Source organism: Lentilactobacillus parafarraginis DSM 18390 = JCM 14109 (assembly GCF_001435895.1).
In the GTDB taxonomy this organism is placed as follows: domain Bacteria; phylum Bacillota; class Bacilli; order Lactobacillales; family Lactobacillaceae; genus Lentilactobacillus; species Lentilactobacillus parafarraginis.
Genome location: NZ_AZFZ01000040.1, coordinates 1 through 16,896, shown reverse-complemented (window position 1 = coordinate 16,896; position 16,896 = coordinate 1). Strand labels below are relative to the sequence as shown.

Below are 16,896 nucleotides of genomic sequence, written 5' to 3'. Positions count from 1 at the left end.
CCGACAAAGCACCCGTGAGACCAAGATTGTGGCCTCACGGGTACTTTGTTAGGGTTTGTGAACTTAAATGGATTCGACAAATTCCGTGACGCTGGGAATGGCGGCCCCGATAGCGACTGGGCGAGCGGTCACGATTCCAAGTTCCAAGTAGGAATGATCCTCAGGAAAAGCGGTGATTTTGCGAATTCGTTTATCAAGCTCTTCGATGATTGACTGGTCAAGATGGCGAATCAGTTCGCCGGCGATGACCAACCGGTTGTCGAGAAACATATGCAGGTTATTGATGGCTTCTGCCAAGTGGTTGAGGTAGTCATTCCAGCGCTGGGTAATGCTGAGATCCCCGGCTGCTAATTGCGCCATGAAGTCATCCAGGTTCTCGTCGGCATTTAACAGCGAACTAATCGAGCAGTATGTTTCGATGCAGCCGTAGCGGCCGCAGTAACACTGGCGGTCGCTGTGGGTGTTCAAGGTGATGTGCTCCATGGTTCCACTGCGGCCATTTTCCCCGGAATAAATCCGGTTATTGATCATCATTGCGGTTCCCAAGTGTTCCCCGATGGATAGATAGGTGGTGTCCTGATTGCTGTGGGTGAGAAATTGTTCGGCAACCGCAACGCAATCCGCATCGTGATAGAAAGAAACCGGATACGGCAGGTGGCGACTGAAGACCTCGGTGGTTAACCCGGTCGACGCCAGGATTTTGCCGTACAGGACCTTTTGGCCATCATGAGAAATGAGCCCCTGAACGCCGATCCCTAAGTGAAGAATGCGGGCGGTCGAAATTTTATGGTGGGTGGAGAAAGCTAAGATCCAGTCGCATAATTTCTTGAAGTAGACATCGGAATTTTGATACTGAATTTTGAGCGTATCGGTCGCGATTTCTTGACCATTCAGATCCAGAGCTGACAGGTTGGCTTGCTTGGCGAAAACTTCGAGGCCTAAGGAAACTTTGCTGCGGGCGGCAACTGAGTAGGCGGTTGCCCGCCGACCAATTGAAGATTCAAATTTCCCGTCGGTCGTGATCAGCTTGTTTTTTTGCAGGCGTTGAAGATTCTGGCTGACGGTCGGTAAACTCAGGTCGAGATTAGCGGCAATTTCCTGCTTGGAGATTTTTCCCTGTTGGTAGATGAAACGAAAAATCCGCGAGTAGTTTGGCGTTTTAGTACTTTGAAGTGACTTTTTTGAATTCATGACAGGTTATTCCTTCCTGATAGAGTGAAAGTTCTTAATATCAAAGTATCATTATGTGAAAGAAAAAGCAATTTTATAAAATGGATTAAAAATATTTGATCATTTAAAACCGGTCTTTTTGCTGAAGATCTGAAACTTGATTTTGGTCAGCACAAAAATTTATGAGGGATAATTTTTAAATTTTACAAAACGGTTTTACAAAATATTTTATCACTATAAAATCCTTTATTATCAATGATTACCGCGCTTAAAATCTGGAAATATAAATAAAAATGAAATCGATTACAAAAAAGTGTTGACACGGATCTGATTTAGCCTTATAGTTAATTTGCATTAAGGAAAGGCGTTTTACAAAACGTATTTACAAAATGCATTTATCAGCACCTAATCAATTATTTAATTTATAGGAGGCACCAAAATGGGTATTTTAGAAAGAATGTCCCTCAAAGGTAAGAAAATGTACGTTACTGGCGGGGCACAAGGCTTAGGAAAAGCAATGGCTACCGGCCTTGCTGAAGCCGGCGCTGATATCGCCATCGTCGATATTAACGAAGACAAAGCTAAAACAACTGCCAAAGAAATTGCCGACGCAACTGGCCAAAAAGCAATTGCGATTAAAACCGATGTAACTGATCCGGATCAAGTTCAAAAGATGGTTGAAACCGTTGTTTCTGAACTTGGTGGCCTGGACGCTGCATTTAACAACGCCGGAGTTTGTATCAACGTTCCAGCCGAGGACATGTCATATGAAGATTGGCTGAAAGTGGTTAACTTGAATTTGAATTCAGTCTTCCTATGCTCACAAGCGGCTGGTCGTTACATGATCAAGCAGGGCAAGGGTTCAATTATCAACACGGCTTCCATGTCAGCCCACATTGTTAATCGCCCACAGCCTCAATGTTCATATAACGCAACGAAGAATGGGGTCATTCAATTGTCGAAGTCATTGGCCATTGAATGGGCTAAAAAGGGCATTCGGGTGAACACCATTTCTCCAGGTTACATGGGAACTGATTTAACGCTTAGCTCACCAGATTTGAAGCCATTAATCAAGACTTGGAATGACTGGGCACCGCTGGGCCGTTTGGGTCGTCCGGATGAATTGCAAGGTATCGCTGTGTACTTGGCAGGAGATACCAGCAGCTTCTCAACAGGGGATGACTATCTGGTAGATGGGGCGTTTACGGCGTGGTAAAAACAAGAGTGTGACGAGGCTTGGGAGGTGCGGTGTCTAAGGGTAAACTACCGGAAATCCCGGTTCTGGATTTTGGGTAGTTTACCCTTAGACGTTAGCACCTGAGCCGTCGGAACACGTTTAATCTAGGTGGCAAGAAAGCGGAAATCCCGATTCTGGATTTTTAACTTTTCATCCTTAGATGTTAGCGACAGGCTTGTCGGAACCCGTTTCCACTAAATAAAAGGTAATCAACCACCAAGACTAATTTCTCATCACGAACCCAATTACTTGCTAAAATATCGAGGGACTTAGGACGACCACTATCAAGTCCGGTCCCTCTTTATTTCAAATAAGTTTGTGAAAAAACTCGATAACTAGGGAAGAAGGCAATTTTGATGAAGTATTTAATTGGTACCGATATCGGCACTTCCGGAACAAAGAGCATTTTAATGGATACAGAGGGTCATTTGATTGCGCAGGACTTGGAAGAATACGACGTCCTGACACCGAAGCCACTTTGGGCTGAACAGTGGCCCAACGTCTGGGTTGACGGCGTTAAGGATTCCATCAGAAAAACGGTCGCCAAGTCAGGGGTTGATCCCAAGGATATTAAGGGGATTGGGATCAGCGGCTTGTACGGCGGTTCCGGCATTCCGGTTGACGAAAACATGCAGCCGGTGCGTCCGGATCTGATCTGGATGGATCGTCGGGCTCAGGAAGAAACTGAATGGGTCAAGGAACATGTTGATGGCGATCGATTGACGGAAATTACCGGTAATGACGTTGTTGATCCATATTACGGGTACACGAAGATCTTATGGATTAAGAATCATGAACCCGAAAACTGGAAGAAAATTCACATGTTTCTGCCGCCTAACAACTATGCCATTTATGAACTGACCGGTAAGGTTTCGATTGATCATTCCGCTGCCGGAAACATCGGTGGGCTGTACGATATTAATACCCACACATGGTCCGAGGAAATGATGGCCGCAATGGGGATTCCAACTCACATGATGCCAACGCCAATTGTTGATTCGACGACCGTTGTCGGTGGGTTGACTGCTGAAGCAGCCATTGATCTTGGCCTGGTCGAGGGCACCCCAATCATCCCAGGCGGGGTCGATGTCGGCGCTGCTAACGTTGGAATGGGAATCTTTAAACCCGGAAAGTACGTTGCCGCTATCGGGTCATCAATGAATGCCGCCCTAGTGAGTGAGAAACCAATTAAGGGCCAGGGATTGATTGTTTGGCCATATCCTTATAAATCCGAAAAATTGGTTTACAACTTCTCTGGTTCCGCAACTGCCGGTGCGATTACCAAATGGTTCCGCGACAACATGGCGCAATTCGAAGTTGAGAAGCAAAAGCAGGGCGGCGATAACGCATACGTTGCCTTGAACAAGGAATCAAAGGGGATTGAACCCGGTAGTGAAGGCCTGGTTGTCTTACCTTACTTCATGGGAGAACGGGCACCTATCTGGAACTCCGATGCCAAGGGACTGGTATTTGGCCTGTCACTTGCCCACACGAAAGCCCATCTGTACCACGCCTTCCAAGAAGCCGTCTGCTACGCACTGCGCCACAGCATCGAAAGTACTGGCCGTGATTTAGGCGAATACATTATTATTGCCGGTGGGGTTACCAACTCACCGGACTGGGTTCAGATGTTTGCTGATGTAACGGGTTACGCCGTTCGGACGCCAATTGAGGATGCGGAAGCCAACCTTGGTGACGTGATGATGGCCGGCATTGGTACCGGAACATTAAGCGTTGAAGATGTTCAAAAGTGGCAGGTACTCGGACCAGAAGTGAAGCCGGATCCTGTCCGCCATGATATTTATAACAACTACTATCACCTGTATCGCAAGCTATACAACGATTTGGAAGGCGATATGCACGACCTGAGTGAAATTCAAAAGGACGCGGTTTCCAAATTGAAAGATTCCGTTGAAGCCTAGACTGTGAGTGATGCACTTGTCACCGATTTGCGGGCGGTAGAGACGCTCAAAGATCACTAAGAAAATTTTGCGAAAAAACACGTTACTTCCTAGAAATTAGGAGGTAGCGTGTTTTGTGATTATAGGATCTTTAAATTGGTAATGAGAATACTCCCGATGATAACCAGAACGGTCCCAGCAACAATTTTAACCATTTGATCGGCCGTCTTGTATTCGTGGAGAACATAGATGCCGCCAAATGTTCCCACAATGATTCCCAGCTGGGACAGGGTTGTGGCGGTTGCTTGGCCGATTGTCGGGTTGGCAGCGGAGATGAACATGAAGAGGTTGCCGATTGCCCAATTGATCCCAGTTGCGAAATTTTTGACGGTTGGCAGTCTGAACAGTTGACGTTCGTGGAGGACAACCAGCGCAATGATCAGCGACCCGATGATTTGCCCAATCGCCTGGGGGGTGATCATTGCCGTCATGTAGTTGATGCCGTTATTGGCGTTGCGGACGTGGTGACTGATAAACCCAAACTTGACTAGGAGGTTTGGGAAGATAAAGTACAGGGCGAACCCAATGGTTGACGCTAATAGGGCGAGTAATCCTTCGCCGTAGCTCTTGGGGCGGGCCTGCGAAAGTCGTTTTTCAGCCTTGGAACGAGCGGCGATTGCCAAGGCACCAATTGTCACCAAGGCGATTGAAAGGATTCCGAAAGCCCAGATTTTGACAGTTGCCCACTCCCCTAAAATTGACGCGGCCAAAAGAGCATTGGCTACGATTTGGGCAGCCGTTGACAGCGGAAACGCCGCCGACACACCCATTTTCTTGTATGCAATGAATTGGCCGGCGGTACCCACTGCCCAGAATAGGCCGGACCCCAGGCCAACCAGCCAAATTTTGCCAGAGACCTGGATGCCGTTTGGAATGACAAAGAAGCTATAAACGCCGAGCCCCAGTATGAGGGCCCCACAAGATTCCCCAAACGTTTGCTGAGCCGCAGAACCACCGAGTTTGGTGCCGATAATTCCGGTGGCACCCCAAGTTAATGGGGGGATTAGTGCTAATAAAATACTCATAATCAATTCTCCCGATATTTAATTGTCTAGATTTTTGAATAACAGGAGAAATTATATCATACCTCTGATGGAAGGGATCCCCCTTAATTGAGTCGGTGGTGGTATAATTTTCAAAAATGGCAGGAGGGTATTATGAAAATCACAATTTCACTCGCTCAGATGGACATTGCGTTTGGCGAGCCAACAAAAAATTTCGCGCAAATTGAACCATATGTTAAACAGGCGGCCGCCGCTCACGCCGACATCGTGGTGTTTCCTGAAATGTGGAATACCGGTTATGACTTGACCCGCTTTTCCGCCATCGCTGATCCTGATGGTCAACAGACGCGGCAGTTGCTGTCAGGACTGGCTAAAGAGTATCAGCTCATCATTCATGGCGGATCGGTGGCCATTGCTCAGAACGGCGCCTTTTTCAATACGACCTATATTTATGGACCGGACGGCAAGCTGATGACAACTTATCAGAAAGTGCATCTCTTTGGTCTCATGAAGGAGGATCAGTACCTGGCGGCCGGTCACGAGGAGGATCACTTCGCCATCAAAGGGATCAATGCCACCAGCGTGATCTGTTACGACATTCGCTTCCCTGAGTGGCTGCGAACACTTAGTCTGGATGACAGCCGGGTGATTTTTGTGCCGGCTGAGTGGCCAACTTCACGAATTCCCCAATTTAGACGATTGTTGGCAGCGCGGGCAATTGAGAATCAAAGCTTCGTGGTGGCGGTTAATCGGGTTGGAAATGATCCGGACAACCCATTTGGCGGTCATTCCGGCGTCTATAATCCAATGGGTGATGAATTAGTCACCCTTGATGATCAACCACAATTAAAGACCATTAGAATTGAGACCTCTGAAACTGATGATGCCAGGGGATTCATGCCGGTGTTTGCGGATCGTCGGCCCGAACTTTATCGTTAAAAAAGTCAAAGAGTGGCCCACCAAGCAGGAACTGAATGAAACTGCTTGGTGAGCCACTCTTTTAAATTCGATAGAGTCTATTTGAAATTCATCATGACTATTCGTTTACGATGATGACCCGGCCATCATGCTTTTCTTCCAGCAATTGGTGACCCTTCACAAAGCCGTCGCGGGTAAATGGCAGCGTGTAGCCAATGTTGACGGTCAACTTACCCTCGCGCATTAAGTCAACCACTGCTTGGAGGGCTTCGCGATCAGTCATGGCATTGGTCGGATGGACGTGAACGAACTTCAGCGGTTTGTCAGTTACCGGGGACTCGTGAGCCACGCTGGCGATAGTGCCGTTTGGCTTAACCATCTTAATGTCATCTTCGGTCCCGGCGCCATTCATGGCACTATTAATCACAACGTCGCCGGTGTCAGCGAGGACAACAGCCGGATCATCCTGATCGTAGGCGACAAACTGGCTGGCGCCAATGGATTCAACAAATTGACGGTTGTGGCTGGAGGCAATGCCAATGACAGTTGCCCCAAGATCGGTCGCAATCTGAACAGCAATTGAACCAACGCCGCCAGCAGCACCCTTAATGATCACGGTTTGACCGGGTTTCACGTCCGCAAAGTACTTAACGGTCTTATAAGCGGTCAGCCCAGGGGTGATGAGCCCGGCCGCTCTGGTGGGCGTGATCCCGTCTGGAACGCGAACGGTTGCGTCGAGATCGGCAAGGACAAATTCCGCGTAACCCTCCTCGGTGTGGGTCAGTACAAGTTCCCCCTCACCAAATTCAGTGACTTGACTGCCAACGCGTTGGACTTCACCAACCACGTCCCGGCCGGGAATGAGTGGGGCCGACGTGCCACCGCCATAGCCGCCGCCAGCTCTTTCCGCACGTTCACGGTTATTTAACCCAATCGCAATTGTCCGAATCAGCAGCTGGTTGGGTGCCGGAGTGGGGGTCGCCACATCATATTCCTGAAAAACTTCGGGGCCGCCATGGTGATTATAACCAAATGCTTTCATAATATTAACCCTCCTTAATTGAATGGTATTCGTCGCTTTCGAGCTAAGTGTAAGCGCAAACACCCCCAATCGCAAGGAAGTTGTTCGGTGACTAGTGACGCTGCTTGAGTTCAATATCCTGAGAGTTAATTTGGTTACGCATCAAAAACGCGGCGCCGAGCGCTCCAAGCAGCACCACCACGGCCGATGAGATAGCGACGGCAATCATGCCATTGTCATAGGCCTTGATGACAATCTGTTGAAGGGCGTGGGCAAAGGGCATCCGTTGCATTTTATCGGAGAAGGCAACGCCGTGGCCGGAAAATGGTCCCGCGTTAATTAAGGCGTCCTTGATGCCGCTGAGGGCTTTGGCTGGCATTGAGATTGACGGCAGGTGGGCGTTGAGGTGGTTTTCATACTGGGCATCTTGAATCAGTCCCAGACCAACAACCCCAACCGTTGTCCCGAATTGGCGAAAAACGTTAAGCAGCCCGGAGACCATTCCCATTTCGTTGGGAAGAGCGCCTTCCATGCCGGCGGTGTTTAGCAGTGGGTTGACCATGCCGTTGGCAATCCCCATTAGCACCATGCCCGGCCAAAGCCCGGCAAAGGTGACCGTGGGCGTGACGGCGTTGGCCATTGAGAAGAAACCGAGACCGGCAATGATGAGGCTGCCAACGATCATCCATTTTTTAGAGTACCGGGCACTTAAAATCCCCGCAACTGGTCCGAGGACAAGTGACCAGCCGCTGATTGTGAGCTGCCGGACCCCGGTTTGAACCGCCGAGTAGCCGATGTAGTTTTGCATCAGGGCGGTTAGAAATGTGTTATAAGCGTAAATCCCGCAGCCTAACGCGAAGGCCACCGAGATTGTTCCCAGAAAGTGCGGTCGTTTAAAAAACGTCACGTCCATCATTGGGTCGTCAGCTTTTAGTTCAGCAAACACAAATACGATCATAATCACGATTCCGCCAGCAATCAGACCGCTGACCCGGGGATCCAGCCACGTCCAGTGGGGGTGGCTTTCCTTAACGATGAGGCCGTAAATAATGGCAAATAAACCAACTGCGGAAAGCCCCATCCCAATCAGATCAACTTTGTGATTCTTTCCATAGCTTGGCGTCTCGTTGACGTAAATGACGGTCAAAATGACGGCTAAAATCCCGAATGGCACGTTAACGTAGAAGATTGCCGGCCAACCGAAGTGTTCGACCAAGTAGCCGCCAATTAAGGGACCGGAAGCTGACGAAACGCCGATGACCGATCCCAGAATGCCCAATGCTAATCCCCGGCGCTTACCGGCAAAGTTAGACGCAACCAGCGCCATTGACAACGACATCATGCCAGCGCCGCCAATCGCTTGAATTCCCCGGCTAATGTCGAGGATCAGCAGGCTTGGCGCCATTCCGTTGATAGCGGAGGCGACGACGAACAGAATGAGTGACCCTAAAAAGATCTTCTTGCGGCCGTACATATCGCCAAGTTTGGACATGATGAGTAAAGTCACCGCATAGACCAATGTGTAGGCGTTCAGTACCCACTGCAAGTCCGTGAAAGTTGTTTGAAAATCTCGGACCATGGTTGGCAGGGCCACGTTGACAACCGTGACGTCCAATAAGCCCATGAAAACGCCGAGTCCCATTGCCGTCAGGGCAATCCATTGGTGGCTTGAACTTTGTTTATTCAAAAATATCGCTTCCTGTTCCGTGATTTTTGATGGTTATGAATACTGTTTCACAATTGTTTAGGTTGATGTAATGGTATTTTGACGCCTGGTAAGCCATTATCGCTCTTAACAGCCCACCCATCATAGGCCGCTTCCAGCGAAAAAAGCAAGAATTTACTGTTCCACTTCCAGATGTTTTCATCCTAATTTGAAAGCCATGAAAAAACTGCCGGATAATATCCGGACAGTTAGGTTGGCACGAAAATTAACGGTTCATGATCTTATAAATCATGTATAAAATCAAGCCGACAATCAGCGCTATTCCGATCATTGGCTGCTCATTGAAAATGAAATGGATGAAGCGCACCGAGTGGATCCCGTGGATCATTCCCGGAAAAGTTTGAAAAATAGTCATATTTACGAGCTTCTTTCTAGTATACTGATAATGAATACTTTTTATGGGTTAGATAACGTGCGTCAATTTCGATAGCTCGACTGTTTTTAAGTCGTTGGGGTTGGCATTGCCCGCAAAGAATTCTACTATTATTCTATACTAACTTATTGGCTGGAGGGAACAATGACACTTGACTGGTCCACAATTTTTAATGCAATCGTTGTAATTAACGCGATCTTTGCGGTTATCACGGTCTTTCGAGAGAAACGGGATATTGCCGCAATTTGGGCATGGCTGCTGGTGCTGGTCTTTCTGCCGCTGGTCGGCTTTATTGCGTATGCGTTTTTGGGTCGGAAGCTGCCTAAAAATCGGTTATTCAAATTACATAAGCACGTGCAGATGCAGCTGGATGAACGTCTCCGGGAACAGCGCCGCCAGTTGGGACACGACGCGAAAACCCCAGCGGATGAAATTGTCAGCAAGAATCGTAACGCCGTCGATATGTTTATGACGACGGATTCAGCGTTTTTATCCCGCCAAAATAAGGTGCACATCTTTACGAACGGTAACGATTTGTTTCACCGGGTGATTGAGGACATTGAAAACGCCAAGAAAAGTATTCATATCGAATTTTATACCTTCTACAACGATCAAATCGGCAATGAAATCCGTGACTTGCTTATTAAGAAGGCCAAGGAAGGTGTCGAAGTTCGGGTCATCTATGATTCTTGGGGATCAATGGGGACAACCCGGAAGTTCTTCAAGCCGCTCAATGACGTTGGCGGCCACGCCTATCCATTCTTGAACACTCGATCAGTTCTTTTGGATTTCCGGATTAACTTTCGTGACCATAGAAAAATTATTGTGATCGACGGGATGATTGGCTACACCGGTGGGTTTAACATTGGGGACCAGTACCTTGGCCGCAAGAAGAAGTTTGGTAACTGGCGCGACACCCACATTCGGATTATCGGGTCCGGCGTGTTCGGACTGCAGGCTCGTTTTATTTTGGATTGGAACGCAACTAGTCCCCGGGGTCAAGTTGACGAAGACGAAGTTCAGCCAAAGTATTTTCCGGTAACCACCACCAAGGGAAATGTGAACATGCAGATCGTTTCCAGTGGGCCGGACTCGGATTTGCAGCAGATTAAGATGGGCTATATTAAATTAATTACCATGGCAACGAACTACTGCTGGATTCAATCACCATACTTGATTCCAGACGACAGCGTGTTGGATGCGCTGCGGATTGCCGCGATGTCAGGCGTGGATGTCCGAATTATGATTCCAAGCATGCCGGATCACCCGTTTGTTTACCGGGCAACGCAATACTATGCCCGGCAGCTGGCCGAAGAGGGCGTTAAAATCTATTACTACGGCAAAGGCTTTATTCACGCCAAAACGATGGTAATTGATGACGAAATTGCGTCGGTTGGGTCGGCTAATTTGGATTACCGCAGTTTTAAACTCAATTTTGAAATTAACGCGTTCATCTATGATCAAAAGTTTGCCGTTGATTTACGAAACATTTTCTTTAATGATATGACCGAAAGCGAACGCCAGACGCCGGAAATGTTTGCCCAACAATCCCTGTGGTTGAAGTTTAAACAGACCTTTAGCCGCTTGCTGTCACCAATTTTGTAGGTCGAGACCATTTCAAGCGGTCCTCATTTTGGGCCCCTCATATTATTGAGGCATTATAGTTGTAACTGCTTACATGAATCAGTTATAATCATAGTGAAAGGTGAATGACTAATCACCTGTTGGGCAAACGAGGGAGAATGCAGATAGAGTTGACTTGCGCCGGGCCATCGCGCCTGGATCCGCGTAGTTTGCCGCTTTATAACAGAGATATTTAACGTAACATGATACCCGACCAGCTAATTTTGGTCAATGATTGGTCTTATACCTTTCAACAGATACCATCTCGGAAGAACGCACCGTCATCTAGAGGATGAAGGGGCGTTCTTTTTGTTGGGTAACGGCCGTTTACAGATTTTCGGTGCTATGGTAGCCTTAAATTACCAATATTCTGAGAAATTGGGGAAATTTACCTTGGGTGGGACACTTTATGAACTTATATCACGTTCAGTTTGGGGTGGTGTCTGCGAATCCCTTCTCAGGAGGCTGTTAATGACTTTTCACTGGAAATACGCGGGCCTAACCAACCTGCCGACTTTAATTATTTTTGTAGTTGCCCAATTACTAGAATTATTCAGGGTTGATCGATTATGGGTGATGTTTGTTGTCCTAATTGTTTTTGGGCTTTGCTATTATTTTGTGACGCTCAAAGTGATGGCTGTTCATCCAGAACTCAGTTCTCATCACTATGAGCGGGGCAGGTTGTCTAATGGCATTCTTATAATTGCGACGATTGGCTGGATTTTTCTTGTAGTGAAGCTGGATTTTCTAACCAATATAGCTGGCTTTCTTCTAATCATTTTTTTAATTAATTTTCTGGCTGATGGATTTGCAAATTGGCGAAATGCTTGATGATGAATTGTGGAAAAATTAAAGAATTTACAGTTTTGAAAATCCCGATGTAGCTAACGAACGACCATTCACGCTTTATTTAACGTGATGGTCGTTTGTTGGTTTTGACAGGTATTTTCCGCAGAGGCGGTAACTTCTCTAACAAAAAATTAAAATCGGAAAATTTTGGCGACTGGTCCTGATTTTTTTAACTGGCGCGTTGAAGGATGCTTTCCGGGTCAAGAGTCATTCAAGCCGCACTTTCAAGTAATTATGCATGATTCTGCAAATTAATAAACCACAGTGGTATTATTAAAGCGTCATCATTATCTATTACTTGAGGGAGTGATATGTTTATGAAGTATTGGGGGAAATTAGGAATCGTATCGATGTTTGCTGGGCTGCTCTTTGGGGCGGTCAATGTTCAGCCAGCAGCGGCTAAATCCAAGCAAAAGACACCGACTAATCCGATTTCAAAAGCTTTCACGGATATGACGTCAACCAACATTATTAAGGCTCAGAAATTGGGCAAAAATGATGACGTGACGTTCGATATCGTCCTAAAGCCAAGAAATGAACAAGCCATGTATCAGCAGGCATTGGCGGTGAACACGCCCGGGAATGCGGACTTTAAAGATTATTTAACGCCCGCGGGAATCCGGGAGAAATTCGGCCAATCCACCACAATTACGAATGACTGGAAATCTTATCTTAAGCAGCATCATTTGCAGGCCGATGCAATGGATAATGGCTTGTTACTTGTTGTTGATGGTAAAGTTAAAAATATTAACAAGACTTTTCGGATGGATCTGAATAAAGCCACGTACCATGCTAACCCGCTTCAGTTTGGGAAGGCCAAGCCGAAGATTCCCGGCAGACTTTCTAAAACCGTGTACACGGTTGTGGGGATGGCTGACCACAATTCATCCAGGTACTTTTTCCCGAACACCAAGGTTCAGCTGGCGATGAATGGCGCGCAGGCTGATACCACGACTAATTTTGCGAAGAAGGGCGGCTATACAAGCCGGTTCACGGACCGGTACAACGTTGATTCGCTTTATGGTCAGGGCGCCACGGGAAAGGGCCAGTCAATTGGACTCATTGGCCTTGGTGGTGTTCAACGCAGTAATGTGCTTCATTTCTGGAATCACGAGGGTGCCAGCACAAATCCATCCCGGCTTTCCGTGAAACAGGTTCCCAGTGACATGGTTGTCTACGCAAAACAATTGATTCAGTCAAACAGTATGGAAACAACCATGGATGCTGAGTATGCCGGCTCGGTTGCGCCGCAAGCCAATGTGCGAATTTATTGGTCAGAAAGTGCTTTTCCAACCCTGGTCAACGCAATCAATTCCTATTCAACCGCATTTAATGAAAATCGGGTTTCGGCACTTTCTAGCAGCTGGGCACTGGGGCCAAATTCATACATGCAGCTGTTAAAGCAGCGAAAGGTACTGACACCGAAGTATGCCGATTTGTATAACTTGGTATACGCTCAGGGTGCCCTGCAGGGAATTTCACTGTTTACGGCATCTGGTGACACGGGCGCGGCTAAGTACGCCTTTAAGAGCGTTCATGGCAATCAGGTATTAGTTGATCGGACAATTAATGAATCGGATCCCGGCGATACCAGCCCGTGGCTGACATCCGTTGGGGGAACAACATTGCCATTCAAGCAAACAAATTATGGCGTGACCGTGAACGTTGAGAAGGAACGAGCTTGGGGATATGATTATTTCTGGCCGATTTTTGAAAGCCATCCAAGTCTCGTTCAAAAAACGCCTTCAATGCTGAGTCAGACAGGCGGCAGTACCGGAGGATTCAGCGGTGTTTACCCAACACCTGACTATCAGAAGACCGTTCCTGGCGTCAATACATTTGCGGCTCGCCAGTACTTGTCTAATCTGAATCAGCCAGCCTTTAATCCGGCGCTGCTTACAGGGACCGCAACGGGACGGAACTATCCGGACGTTTCCGCGGACGCTGATCCATCAACGGGTTACATGATTTATCAAAAGGGCTTGTCGAAGAGCGGCTGGAAACTCAGCGGGGGAACCAGTATCGTTGCTCCTCAGTTTGCCGGAGTAACGGCGCTGATTAATAGTGAACCGGGTCGGACCCGAATGGGCTTCTGGAATCCGCAGCTTTATCGATTGGCAACCCAGTCGGATACGCCGTTTCATCCGATGAATGATACTGAAAATAATTCAAATCTTTACTTCACTGGCCAGCCAAACACCGACTATAATCAGGCAACTGGTTTGGGAACGGTTGATTTTGGTAAGCTGGCACAGGTCTACAAATAATTCATTAGCAACTTTTCTAAGAACTTCATTTCGTTATCATGGTCGTTCTAAAAGGCAGTTATCGACAAATCAATTGGATTTGTTGGTAACTGCCTTTTGAATTTCTTATGTTTGGAATGGGGGTTAACGCTATTTTTTGGAACTACACCAATCAGCAACAAACGCCGCAATTGATTTGTTGTAATTCAACAGCTGTTCGAAGCTGGCACTTTCGTTGTCACTATGAGCTTCCACCAATTCACCGGGGCCGTATACGACAGCGGGGATGTGGTAGTAACCGAACCAGCCGCCATCGGAAACCGACGTCGACATTCCGATAACGGGATGGGCGCCAAATGCAGCGGTGTGGGTATCCTGCAGTAATTTCATTGCCGGGTGACGCAGGTCTAGTTCGAGGGATGGGAAGACTTCCCCCTTATCAACAAGCATGGAGTCACCGCCCCAGTTGAAGGTCGGCAGGTTATCCCGCAACCAGGGATCAGCCTTCGCTGCGGCAATGACTTCGTCTTCAACTTCTTTTTCGATACCTTCAACGGTTTCGTTGGGGTAGAAATGAACTGTAATCCAGAGCTTGGCTTCGTCGGCCACAAATGCCGGGTGAATGCCGCCCTGAATATAGGCCGGGTTAATGGTATCGGTTCCGGGTTTGAAGCCGGGGTAGCTCTTGGTGATCCCCCAGTACCGTTCCAGAGTCTGTAGTGCCTGAATCACGATGACCATTTTTTCGACCATGCTGGCAGCTTTCAAGCCCCCGCCAGTTTGGACCATCGAAATGCGGTTGCCATCATGATAGGTGTGCGGACTGCGTAAGGTGATCCAGCCAGTGATCACGCCACCCTGACCCTGCATGTGGGTGCCGGTGGTGTCGCCAACAATCGCAAAATCGGCTTTTTCGCCCTGTTTAAGTAAGGTTTTGGTGCCGGCTTCCCCAAGCTCTTCGCCGACAACGGATTGAAATTTCAGATCGCCGGGTAACGTAATGTTGAGATCATTCAATAGTTGGAAAATGAATAGGTCAGCGGCCACGGCCCCCTTCATATCACTGACACCCCGGCCGATGAGGGTGTCATCATGTTTGACGAGTTTGAACGGGTCAGTGTGCCACTCATCTTGATTCTTAAGGGCGGCAACGTCAACGTGACCGTTCAAGATTAAACTGTGATAATCAGCGGATGCCGATCCCTTCTTGACCCCGGATACTAAGCGGTCCTGTTCATAAAATGGCTGTTCGGTGGTGGTGAAGCCATTTTGTTTCAGCTGAGCTGTAATGGCATCCTGAATAGGGGTGGTATTTCGGGCCGGTGGCGACACGGTATTGAACATGACTAAGCGATCGAGCTGCTCCAGTAGTTGTTCCTGGTGGGTATCAATGGCGGTTAATAACTGTTCCTTAATCGAACTCATGGCATAAATCCTTTCTAAACGAAAAAACTTCCCAACGGCAATGGATCATGCCAGGGAAGTGTTAAGTGCAGACTGAAATTCTTTGAATTGATTTTAGTTTTCACGTGTTGATTCAAGTCGCTTTCCTACGCGAGTGCTAACTCTCAGGTTCAAAGGGTTCCAGATTGGTCTCAGCAAATTGCTCCCCTAGCTACATCAAGGATAGCATATGTTGCTGGCTTGAGAAAGTATCGGTCACGAGTAATTGATTGTTCTTAGTGTTTTTACCAGGGTGGGGGGACTGATTTGATCCTGGAGATTTGAGTCACACTGGTAAACCGGGTATTTAAAACATCCCCAAAGCAGCCAAATGAAAAGTCTATAGTGGATGTACTTAACAGTTCTTACATGTTTACTATTAAGTTAAAAGCATAGTGATTGTAAAGATTAAGTAATTGGAAAGTAAATGAATTGTAAATTCTATTGTGCCTTTATGTGTAATGTTATAATCTTAATCTAATCCGAAGGAGCCTTCTTAGGAGAACAAACGAGCCCTTAAATGTGCTGGAGTTAAAGTATTTAGAAGACGTATCGACTTGTTTTTGAAATATGAGAATATTCTAATTGTTTTGCACTTAATTATTGGTTTGTTTGTTGTTTGGTTTCTTTATAATTTTATTCGTTAAAATTATAAGTGGTTAAGATGCTGTGGATTCAGATGAATGGAGGAAATAATATGGAGTTTTCTATTTCTGGAAATGTTCCTTATGGGGAATCAGTTTCTCAAGTTCCACAAGGGTTGAATATTTATCGGCGAAAGGCCGGATTTATTAATGAACCTCAATCGGTTGGATTGGAAAGTGCATCAAACAGTGCAAGTTCAGTGTTTGGAAAAAGTATTTTTTCACGTTTGGACTCTAAGCGTACAGTTATGAATGATGGTGGTGGCAGTGGCGGTAATATTTATATTGCATGTTGCTGCAGTTTTGGTGGCTCGAATACGGTCACACATAACTAATTGATAAGATTCCTCTTGAGTATGTATGAATTTTACTTTACTCAAGAGGATCTTTTTCACCATATGCATTGAAGAAGGGGGAACACAAATGTATGAAATAAATGGGTTCATAATTTTTAACACGGAAGATAGCACAATTATATTACAAAATGAATTAGGTATTGTTCAGGTTGATAATAGAAGAATGATAGAATTCCTGTGTTTTTTAGATACTAAAACTAGTAAATTTTTAGTTAGTAATGTCGATTTAAATAAATGGTTTGGAAGTGAACTAGAGAATGCATTAACGTTTTTGCTTACCAATGGAATTTTAAAGCTTGAATTGTCAAATTAAGTGCAACACTAC

13 protein-coding genes are annotated in these 16,896 nt (G+C 46.8%); 8 read left to right on the top strand and 5 right to left on the bottom strand.

Annotated features, from left to right (window positions below):
* Positions 1–63: 63 nt before the first annotated feature.
* Entirely contained in the window at positions 64–1,191 is a 1,128-nt protein-coding gene (locus tag FD47_RS09560; protein ID WP_056980589.1) for an ROK family transcriptional regulator, read from the bottom strand.
* Positions 1,192–1,609: 418 nt separating this feature from the next.
* On the opposite strand from FD47_RS09560, the gene FD47_RS09555 reads away from it, so the two are divergent.
* Positions 1,610–2,386 carry an SDR family oxidoreductase gene (locus FD47_RS09555; protein WP_054735302.1) on the top strand — a complete coding sequence of 259 codons (777 nt, stop codon included), beginning with the start codon at positions 1,610–1,612 and terminating at the stop codon, positions 2,384–2,386.
* A gap of 377 nt (positions 2,387–2,763) precedes the next feature.
* Positions 2,764–4,329 (top strand): FGGY-family carbohydrate kinase, encoded by a 1,566-nt coding sequence (locus FD47_RS09550; RefSeq protein ID WP_054735299.1) that lies wholly within the window; start codon positions 2,764–2,766, stop codon positions 4,327–4,329.
* Positions 4,330–4,448: 119 nt separating this feature from the next.
* Here the strand turns inward: FD47_RS09550 and FD47_RS09545 are convergent, their stop codons facing one another.
* The gene (locus FD47_RS09545; RefSeq protein WP_171035040.1) at positions 4,449–5,393 is read right to left on the bottom strand and encodes a GRP family sugar transporter; all 945 of its coding nucleotides are present in this window, start codon (positions 5,391–5,393) and stop codon (positions 4,449–4,451) included.
* A gap of 132 nt (positions 5,394–5,525) precedes the next feature.
* On the opposite strand from FD47_RS09545, the gene FD47_RS09540 reads away from it, so the two are divergent.
* A complete protein-coding gene (locus FD47_RS09540; protein ID WP_054735296.1) occupies positions 5,526–6,311 on the top strand; it encodes a carbon-nitrogen family hydrolase in 786 nt (261 codons plus the stop codon).
* A 97-nt stretch (positions 6,312–6,408) separates the two neighbouring features.
* On the opposite strand, the gene FD47_RS09535 is transcribed toward FD47_RS09540, so the two are convergent.
* Both FD47_RS09535 and FD47_RS09530 read right to left on the bottom strand, forming a co-directional pair.
* Entirely contained in the window at positions 6,409–7,332 is a 924-nt protein-coding gene (locus FD47_RS09535) for an NADP-dependent oxidoreductase (protein WP_054735291.1), read from the bottom strand.
* Between the two features lie 91 nt (positions 7,333–7,423).
* Positions 7,424–8,953, bottom strand: coding sequence for an MFS transporter (locus tag FD47_RS09530; protein WP_191982196.1), 1,530 nt, complete (start codon positions 8,951–8,953; stop codon positions 7,424–7,426).
* A gap of 601 nt (positions 8,954–9,554) precedes the next feature.
* On the opposite strand from FD47_RS09530, the gene cls reads away from it, so the two are divergent.
* From cls to FD47_RS09515, 3 genes are all read left to right on the top strand, one after another.
* Positions 9,555–11,015, top strand: coding sequence for a cardiolipin synthase (cls, locus tag FD47_RS09525; RefSeq protein ID WP_054735287.1), 1,461 nt, complete (start codon positions 9,555–9,557; stop codon positions 11,013–11,015).
* Between the two features lie 327 nt (positions 11,016–11,342).
* Positions 11,343–11,864 (top strand): hypothetical protein, encoded by a 522-nt coding sequence (locus FD47_RS09520; protein ID WP_156404147.1) that lies wholly within the window; start codon positions 11,343–11,345, stop codon positions 11,862–11,864.
* Between the two features lie 335 nt (positions 11,865–12,199).
* Positions 12,200–14,149 carry a S53 family peptidase gene (locus FD47_RS09515; protein ID WP_056980591.1) on the top strand — a complete coding sequence of 650 codons (1,950 nt, stop codon included), beginning with the start codon at positions 12,200–12,202 and terminating at the stop codon, positions 14,147–14,149.
* 129 nt (positions 14,150–14,278) lie between these two features.
* Here the strand turns inward: FD47_RS09515 and FD47_RS09510 are convergent, their stop codons facing one another.
* Positions 14,279–15,553 (bottom strand): acetylornithine deacetylase, encoded by a 1,275-nt coding sequence (locus FD47_RS09510; protein WP_054735282.1) that lies wholly within the window; start codon positions 15,551–15,553, stop codon positions 14,279–14,281.
* A gap of 715 nt (positions 15,554–16,268) precedes the next feature.
* On the opposite strand from FD47_RS09510, the gene FD47_RS09505 reads away from it, so the two are divergent.
* Together FD47_RS09505 and FD47_RS09500 are read left to right on the top strand one after the other, a co-directional pair.
* Positions 16,269–16,550: a hypothetical protein gene (locus FD47_RS09505; RefSeq protein ID WP_054735278.1), complete on the top strand. Its 282-nt coding sequence runs from the start codon at positions 16,269–16,271 to the stop codon at positions 16,548–16,550.
* An 88-nt stretch (positions 16,551–16,638) separates the two neighbouring features.
* Positions 16,639–16,884: a hypothetical protein gene (locus FD47_RS09500; RefSeq protein ID WP_056980586.1), complete on the top strand. Its 246-nt coding sequence runs from the start codon at positions 16,639–16,641 to the stop codon at positions 16,882–16,884.
* Positions 16,885–16,896: the final 12 nt, after the last annotated feature.